Consider the following 5458-nt stretch of genomic DNA (forward strand, 5'->3'; position numbering starts at 1 on the left):
GGAGGGGGGGGGGCGGGGTGACACCGGGGGCTTTCGCCGCCCCCGGGCCCACGCACCCCCCGGAGCCGACAGCACCACCGGCCCCGTCCCCGGCGGCCGCACCCACGACCCCGGCCACTCTGTTCGCCCAGGAACGGGTCGGCGGGTGGGAAAGAATCCTCGTAGCCCCGAGGGAAACCCGCCAGACGACCGCGACCCAGGCGGTACGGGACGCGGAGGGCCCCGCCCTCGTCGTCACCTCGAACCCCGCCCTCTGGCAGGAGACGAAAGACGCCAGAGCCAAACTGGGCCCCACCCACCTCTACGACCCCACCCACCTCTGCGACACCCCGTCCCGCCTCCACTGGTCCCCCACAGCCGGCTGCGAGGACAAGGCGACGGCCACCGAACGGGCCACCGCCCTCCTCACCCCCGTCCGCCCCACGGCCAAACTCGACCAGGCCCTCAGCGACACGGCCGCCACCCTCCTGCGGAGCTACCTGCACGCCGCAGCGATCGACGGCCGCACCATCCGCCACGTCCACCGCTGGTCCCAGGGCACCCAGCTCCAGGACGCCGTACGCATCCTCCGCACCAACCCCAAGGCGGCCCCCGGCTCCGCGGGCGAACTCGAAGGCGCCCTCACGGCCCACCCCGAACGCCGGGACATGGCCCAGCAGCTGACGACCCGTGCCCTCGCGGCCCTCTCCACGATCAACATCCGCGAAGCCTGCACTCCCAACCGAAATGATGCCCTCGCCTTGGATTCCTTCGTCCACGAAGGGGGCACGCTTTACGTGGTGGGGGAATCCATCGAGGACCCCAGGACCAGCCCGGGCGCCATGCCCTTCCTGACGGCCCTCGTCTCGAGCGTGGTCGAGCGCGGCCGGCACATGGCCGAACGGTCATCGGCCGGTCGCCTCGACCCACCAATGACGCTCGTCCTGGACGATGTCGCGGCCGTGGCCCCGCTTCCCCAGCTCCCGGAGCTGCTGGCCACCGGAGCGGACCGGGGCATGCCGACCCTGGCCCTGCTCCGCTCCCGCGAACAGGGCCGCGCCCGCTGGCCGCACGACGAACTGCCGGTCTAGGCGCCGTCACTCCCGCTCTAGGACGAACTCCAGCTCCCGCTCCCCGTCATCCCCCAACGGCACCGTCACCCCACTCGGCACGAACCCGGCCCGCCGGTAGAACCGCTGCGCCCGCCCGTTCTCCTCGTGCACGATGAGCCGCACCCGCTCGAGCCCCTGAGCCCACGACCACTCCAGGGCCGCGTCGAACAGCACCTCGGTCAGCCCGCTCCCGCGCTCCTCCGGCCGCACGAACACGCCGACCACATGCCCCTGCTTCCGCTCCACCGGAAAGCCGGCCCAGTCGGTCGTCCCGGGTTCCTCCACGAGCACGGTCAGCGTCGCCACCCACCGCCCGTCCGGCCCCTCGGCGATGATCTGCTGCGCCCCGTCCGCCCCCTGCGCGGCCCCCTCGGTCCGCTCCTGCCAGAACGAGTCCGGCCGGGCCACGGCCTCCTCGTACGTCTCCAGGAAGGCCAGGTGCGCCACCGGGTCCCGCAACGCCACGAGCCGCAGCTCCTTCGCCGCAGGCCACTCGTCAGCACGGACGGACCGGATCACATAGCTCATGCGGGCCACGGTAGTACCCGGGTACGACACCCCTCACCCCGATTACGCCGCCGGTCCGACGCCCACGCCCCCGGCGGGCACGAGCATCGAAGCATGCTGACGGCACACGAACTCACCAAACGCTACGGCGACCGGACGGTCGTCACGGACCTCTCCTTCACCGTCCGCCCCGGCACCGTCACCGGCTTCCTCGGCCCGAACGGCGCCGGCAAGTCCACGACCATGCGCATGCTCCTCGGCCTCGACGCCCCCACCCGCGGCCGCGCCACCGTGGCCGGCCGCTCCTACGCCGCGCACCCCGCGCCCCTCACCGAGGTCGGCGCCCTGCTGGAGGCCCGCTCCGTCCACCCCGGCCGCACCGCCTACCACCACCTGTGCGCCCTCGCCCACACCCACGGCATCCCCCGCAGCCGGGTCGAACAGGTCCTCGACCTCACCGGCCTGACCGACGTCGCCCACCGCCGCGTCAAGGGCTTCTCCCTCGGCATGGGGCAACGTCTCGGCATCGCCGCCGCCCTCCTCGGCGACCCGGCCACCCTCATCCTCGACGAACCGGTCAACGGCCTGGACCCCGAGGGCGTCCTGTGGATCCGCAATCTCCTCAAATCCCTCGCCGCCGAGGGCCGCACCGTCCTCGTCTCCTCCCACCTGATGAGCGAGATGGCCCTCACCGCCGAACACCTGGTCATCATCGGCCGCGGCCGCCTCCTCGCCGACACCACGGTCACGGACTTCGTACGCGATTCCGGCGCGGGCGCCACCAAGGTCGTCACCCCGGACGCCACCGCCCTCGCACGCCTTCTCACCGCACCCGGCGTCGACATCACCACCGACACCCCCGGCGCCCTGCGGGTCCGCGGCACGAACGCCGAACACATCGGCCGCACCGCGGCGGCCCACGGCATCCCCCTGTACGAACTGACCCCTGGCACCGCCTCCCTGGAAGAGGCCTTCATGGACCTCACCCGCGACGCGGTCGAATACCCGGCGACTCTGCAAGGAGCGGCAGCATGACCACGGCGACCCTTCCCTACCGCGTGACCCCGGCGCGCGTCCTGCGCTCCGAATGGCACAAGTTCTGGACCCTGCGCTCCACCTGGATCACCCTCGTCGTCACCAGCGTCCTCACCGCGGCCATGGGCGCGGGCCTGGGCGCCGCCTACGACGGGTCCGGCGAAGGCGGCATGGACACCGTCATGTTCGTCCTCCTCGGCACCCAGTTCGCCACGATCAACCTCGGCGTCCTGGGCATCCTGGCCACCGCCGGCGAGTACTCCACCGGCCAGATCCGCGCCACCATGACGGCCGTCCCGCGCCGCCTGCCCGTCCTGTGGTCCAAGGCCGCCGTCCTGGCCGCGGTCACCCTCCCCCTCACCCTGGCGACGAACCTCCTCACCTTCCCCCTGGCCCAGATCTTCCTCTCCGGTACCGACCTGGCGGCCTCCTTCGGCGACCCCGGCGTCCTGCGCGCTCTCGCGGGCAACGCGGCCGGCCTCACCCTCCTCGCCGTCCTCGCCCTCGGGATCGGCGCCGTGCTCCGCTCGGTCCCGACGGCCATCGGCGCCTTCATCGGCATCGTCATGATCCTCCCGGAGATCCTGGCCATGCTCCCGTACACGTTCACCGAGGACGCCGTCCGCTACTTCCCCGGCAAGGCCCTGGAGGCCCTCACCACCGCCCAGCCGATGCCCGGCACGGCGACGCCCGGCGCCGCCCTCCTGGCCATGACCCTGTGGACGGCGGCCGTCCTGGCGCTCGCCGCGGTGGTCCTGCGCCGCCGAGACGTGTGACGCCCGGCACCGGACCCCTCACCATGGAGCGCGTGACGGAAGACCGGGCGCCGGAGCCCCTCACCGAATACGCCCACCGCCTCACCCGCCGGGTACGCGCCTTCGACCGACGCCACCCGCTGCCGTGGGACCTGCACTTCACCGGCTTCTGGGTGACAGCCGCCCTGATCGACTACGCCGGAGGCGGCTGGCGTCACAACGCCCACAGCGTCGACGTCCCCGGCTGGCTGCTCCTGACCATGAGCCTCGGCCTCTCGGTCCCTCTGTTGTGGCGGCGCACCCACCCCACCGCCGCCCTGGTCGCCATGGCCCCCTTCGCCGTCGCCAACGCCTGGACCGGCGCCGCCCTCCAGGCGGCCCTGCTCCAGCTGGTGCTCGTCTACCACCTCGCCCTGCGCCGCCCCCTGCGTGACCTGTGGTGGGCGGCGGCCCTCGTGCTCCCCCCGGTGCTGGTGTCGGCCACCCGTCACGGGGAGGGCACCTGGGACCAGCAGATCGGCTCCCACCTGATGTCCGTCACGGTGGCCGTTCTCATCGGCGTCACGGTCCGCACCCGCCGCAACTACACCGAGGCACTGGAGGACCGGGCCCGCCGCCTGGAGACCGAACGCGACCAGCAGGCCCAGCTCGCCACGGCCGCCGAACGTGCCCGCATCGCCCGCGAGATGCACGACATCATCGGCCACAACCTCTCCGTCATCACCGGCCTCGCCGACGGCGGCCGATACGCGGCCGCCAAGTCCCCCGAACGCGCCGGCCAGGCCCTCGACGCCATCGCGACCACCAGCAGGCAGGCGCTGACCGAACTCCGCCGTCTCCTCGACGTCCTGCGCGAGGACGAGGCGAGCCGGCCCGACCTGACCCCTCAGCCCGGCCTCACCGACCTCGACCGGCTCCTCGACGGCGTACGCTCCGCGGGCCTCCCCGTCAGCACCACCACCCACGGCGTCCCCGACCTCCCCCCGGGCCGCCAGCTCACCGTCTACCGCGTCATCCAGGAAGCTCTGACCAACACCCTCAAGCACGGCGGCCCCGACACGACCGCGGCGATAGAGCTCTTCTACGAGGAGAAGGCCTCCGTCACCGTGACGATCACGGACACGGGCCACGGTCGTTCCGGCGACGCGCTCCGTGCCGACGCCGGGGGCCGGGGACTTCCGGGAATGCGCGAGCGAACGGCCCTGTACGGCGGCACACTTGAGGCCGGCCCCCGCCCCCACCCCGAGCAGGGCTGGCGCGTCCGCATACACCTTCCGGAGGAATCCCCGCAGTGACCACGGTCCTGATCGCCGACGACCAGCCTCTTCAGCGTTTCGGCTCCCGCATGCTGCTGGAGAGCCAGGACGACATGACGGTCGTGGGCGAGGCACCGAACGGCAGCGACGCGGTCCGCCTGGCGTCCGAGCTCCGCCCCGATGTCGTCCTGATGGACATCCGCATGCCCGGTCTCGACGGCATCGAGGCCACCCGCCGCATCACCGCCGCCGGCGACCGCACCCGCATCCTGATCGTCACCACCTTCGACCTCGACGAGTACGCCTACGCCGGCCTCCGCGCAGGCGCGTCCGGCTTCCTCGTCAAGGACGCCCAGCCCGAGGAACTCCTCGCCGGCATCCGCGCGGTGGCCACCGGCGAAGCGGTCGTCGCCCCGAGCCTGACCCGCCGCCTCCTGGACGCCTACGTCCATCACCTCCCGGCCGGCCCCGGCACGGAGGCCGGTCCGCAGGAGGACGCCCGCCTCGCGTCCCTCACCGACCGCGAACGAGAGATCCTCACGGTCATCGGCCAGGGCTGGACGAACACGGAGATAGCCACGCGCCTGCACCTCGCCGAGTCGACGGTGAAGACCCACGTGGGCCGCATTCTCGCGAAAACCGGTTCCCGCGATCGCATTCAGGCGGTCATCCTGGCGTACGACACAAAGCTGGTTCAGCCGTCGTAAAGATCCTGGAAACGCAGAAAACCCCCGCATCCGAAGATGCGGGGGTTTTCCCAAAAATTGTTCGGCGGCGTCCTACTCTCCCACAGGGTCCCCCCTGCAGTACCATC

General features: G+C 72.2%; 6 protein-coding genes. 5 read left to right on the forward strand and 1 reads right to left on the reverse strand.

The window, feature by feature from the left end; genetic code table 11:
• A partial coding sequence (locus ADK65_RS33235; RefSeq protein WP_234353033.1) for a type IV secretory system conjugative DNA transfer family protein occupies positions 1-1070 on the forward strand: 1070 nt, incomplete at its 5' end.
• 6 nt (positions 1071-1076) lie between these two features.
• On the opposite strand, the gene ADK65_RS33240 is transcribed toward ADK65_RS33235, so the two are convergent.
• A complete protein-coding gene (locus tag ADK65_RS33240; RefSeq protein ID WP_053674775.1) occupies positions 1077-1619 on the reverse strand; it encodes a GNAT family N-acetyltransferase in 543 nt (180 codons plus the stop codon).
• Between the two features lie 93 nt (positions 1620-1712).
• On the opposite strand from ADK65_RS33240, the gene ADK65_RS33245 reads away from it, so the two are divergent.
• Genes ADK65_RS33245 through ADK65_RS33260 form a run of 4 tightly spaced genes read left to right on the forward strand, consistent with a single transcriptional unit; the run spans position 1713 to position 5351 of the window.
• Entirely contained in the window at positions 1713-2633 is a 921-nt protein-coding gene (locus tag ADK65_RS33245) for an ABC transporter ATP-binding protein (RefSeq protein ID WP_053674776.1), read from the forward strand.
• Positions 2630-3409 carry an ABC transporter permease gene (locus ADK65_RS33250; RefSeq protein WP_053674778.1) on the forward strand — a complete coding sequence of 260 codons (780 nt, stop codon included), beginning with the start codon at positions 2630-2632 and terminating at the stop codon, positions 3407-3409. Before ADK65_RS33245 ends, ADK65_RS33250 begins: the two co-directional genes overlap by 4 nt.
• Before the next feature lie 23 nt (positions 3410-3432).
• On the forward strand, positions 3433-4683 hold the full coding sequence (locus ADK65_RS33255; RefSeq protein WP_078956273.1) for a sensor histidine kinase: 1251 nt from the start codon (positions 3433-3435) through the stop codon (positions 4681-4683).
• Positions 4680-5351, forward strand: coding sequence for a response regulator (locus ADK65_RS33260; protein WP_053674781.1), 672 nt, complete (start codon positions 4680-4682; stop codon positions 5349-5351). Before ADK65_RS33255 ends, ADK65_RS33260 begins: the two co-directional genes overlap by 4 nt.
• Positions 5352-5458 lie beyond the last annotated feature (107 nt).

It is taken from the genome of Streptomyces sp. NRRL B-1140 (assembly GCF_001280065.1).
Lineage (GTDB): Bacteria > Actinomycetota > Actinomycetes > Streptomycetales > Streptomycetaceae > Streptomyces.